Origin of the sequence: Bradyrhizobium sp. (assembly GCF_035701725.1) — a bacterium.
Classification (GTDB): domain Bacteria; phylum Pseudomonadota; class Alphaproteobacteria; order Rhizobiales; family Xanthobacteraceae; genus Bradyrhizobium.
Window position 1 is genome coordinate 1 of the sequence record NZ_DASSRP010000025.1, and the last position, 2869, is coordinate 2869.

General features: G+C 62.9%; 2 protein-coding genes. Both read left to right on the forward strand.

Features of this window, described 5'->3' with window-relative positions; genetic code table 11:
• The coding region (locus tag VFL62_RS01400; protein ID WP_325170591.1) for an SDR family NAD(P)-dependent oxidoreductase at window positions 1–822 on the forward strand (822 nt) is incomplete at its 5' end.
• A gap of 659 nt (window positions 823–1481) precedes the next feature.
• Window positions 1482–2869, forward strand: a 1388-nt coding sequence (locus VFL62_RS01405; RefSeq protein ID WP_325170592.1) for an amidohydrolase family protein, incomplete at its 3' end; no start/stop codon positions are given.

Genomic DNA, 2869 nt, shown 5'->3' on the forward strand with positions numbered 1-2869 from the left:
AAAACGGTGCTTGTCACGGGCTCCACCGACGGTGTCGGTCGCTTTGTCGCCAAAACGCTCGCCGGGCCGGGCGCGCGCGTCCTGGTGCACGGCCGCAATGCCGAGAGAGGTCACCAGATCGTCGCCGAGATCGAGAAGACGGGGGGTGCTGCGACGTTTTTCAAGGCTGACCTGGCGAGTCTGGCCGAGGTGCGCCTCCTTGCCGCCACGGTGCTGGACACGAACGGCCGCCTTGACGTCCTGATCAACAATGCCGGAATCGGCACTGCCGGCGGCGCCCGTGAGGAAAGCGCGGACGGGTTCGAATTACGGTTCGCGGTCAATTACCTCGCTGGGTTTCTGCTCACGTGGTTGCTGCTGCCGCTGCTGCGGGCCAGCGCTCCGGCGCGTATCGTCAATGTTTCGTCGGCCGGGCAATATCCGATAGACTTCGCCGATACGATGCTGACCCGCGGCTACAGCGGGACGCGGGCCTACTGCCAAAGCAAGCTCGCGCAGGTGATGTTCACGATCGATCTTGCCGCCGAACTCCCCGGCAGCGGTATGACGGCAACATGCCTGCATCCCGCCACCTACATGAACACGACAATGGTGCGCCGCGCCGGCGTCACCCCCGTGAGCACCGTTGAAGCGGGTGCTGAGGCGATCCTAAATCTTGCTATATCACCCGCACTAGCAGGCTGCACCGGTCTTTATTTTAACGGGCTTCGGGAGGCCCGCGCTCACTCCCAGGCCTATGACGACGAGGCGCGCCGCCGGCTGCGCGCGCTCAGTCTTGAGCTGACCGGCCTGTCCGATGATGGGCCGGCTGTCGTCAGCTGATCAGCTCGAAAAAAAGCGTATGGCCGCAAGCTCGCGAAGGAGCGAACAAATGGCCGGGATGCGCCGTAACCGGTGGTTTGTGCGACGCGTGCCGATCGTGGTGCAGCGCTTTGCCGAACCTTGTGCGGCGCGGTAACGTTTGGATGATCCTGTTGACCCGTGCGGCCGAGATGGCGACGACAGCCGCGAGGTGGGCCCCGCCTTGCCCCCAACACCAGGGCGGCAGGGTGAACAATGTGTTCCCGGGTGGGAGCGTGACAGTAGAACGGCCACCCTGGAACCTGTTTGTCCTACAGGCCACTCGATGCCGAAGAGATCATGAGCACGGGCTCGCGGGGATCTCCACCTCGGCCAAGGCTTGGCCTTGAGATCGGATACGTTGGTGCGTTGGATCGCGGGAGGGTCACCTTCTGCCTCTTCTGCACTGTCGGCCGTTATGAGCGGCGCGGCGCTCGTTTTCATCCGTATCGATTGTTCGCTGCGGGTTTTCATCCGCGCCAGGATCTGTCAGCCCATCTTGGCCAAGCCTGCAAAGGCCCGAGCTGCTCAGCGAACTGCCAAAATAAATCAGGCTGCAGTTGACTCGGCAGCGAAGCGGAACGACGCTTTTATCGACAAATTCACACGAGGTTTGCTCGCAACAGGTTCGGGAGAACGCTATGAGCGGCAACGGTCATTTGAGCCCGGCGCAGGTCCACGCCAAGGTTAAGCATCCGATCGTCGACGGTGACGGACATTGGGTTGAGTTTCCGCCGGTCTTTGCCGAGAAGATGCGCAAGGTCGGCGGCGACAAGGCGGCCGACGGCTTTCTCGCGCCGCGAGGCGGCGGCGAAGCACTAAAGATGACCCCGGCCGAGCGAACCGAGCGAAGAATTGCGCAGCCCAATTTCTGGAACCGCCAGGGCGAAAACACGCTCGACCGCGCGACTGCGATGATGCCGAAGCTGCTCTACGAGCGCCTCGACGAAATCGGCTCCGACTTCGCCGTCATCTATCCGACGGCCGGGCTCGGGCTGCCTCGCATCAAGGACGATGAGACGCGGCGCGCCGTGATCCGTGCCTACAACATCGTCTCAGCCGATTATTTCCGCGCTTTCAGCGACCGCATGACCCCGGCGGCGATCATTCCGATGCACACGCCGGAGGAGGCGATCGAGGAGCTCGAATTCGTCACGAAACAGCTCGGCTCGAAGGTCGGAATGTTCGGCAGCAACCTGCCGCGGCCGGTCCCCTCCGCTGCGGCGGAGGATGAAGAGTCGCGCCGCTTCACGGTGTGGTACGACGTGCTCGGCATCGACAGCCCCTATAACTACGATCCGGTCTGGGCGACGTGCGTCGAGCTCGGCATTGCGCCGACCTTCCACAGCGGCAGTAGCAGCCAGGGATTGCGGCTATCGCCGACCAACTTTGTCTACAATCACATTGGCCATTTCGCCGCCGCCGGTCATGCCGTCGCTAAGGCGATTTTCCTCGGCGGCGTGACCCGTCGCTTCCCGCAGCTCAATTTCGCCTTTCTTGAAGGCGGCGCCGGCTGGGGTGCGCAGCTATTTGGTGATCTGATCGAACATTGGGAGCGGCGCAACGCCAAGGCGCTCGAACGTATGGATCCGGCAAGGCTCGATCGCAAGCTGCTGATGGACCTGGTTGTCAAGCATGGCTATGACGATATGGCCGAGGCGTTGCGAGAGCGCGACGGCTATCCGAACCCCGAGGCGCATTTGACCGGGGGCCGCGACGAGCTCGACGATTTCGCCGCCTGCAAGATCACCCGCAAACAGGATTGGATCGACCTCTACGCCAAGCCCTACTACTTCGGCTGCGAGGCCGACGACCGGATGAACGCCTGCGCTTTCAGCCGCGCCAACCCGTTTGGGGCCCAGCTCAACGCGATCTACAGCTCCGATATCGGGCATTTCGACGTGATCGACATGCGCGACCCATTGCCCGAGGCCTGGGAGCTGGTCGAGGACGGCCTGATCACCGAGGACAATTTCCGCGACTTCACCTTCGCCAATGCAGTGCGGCTTTGGGGCACGCAGAACCCACG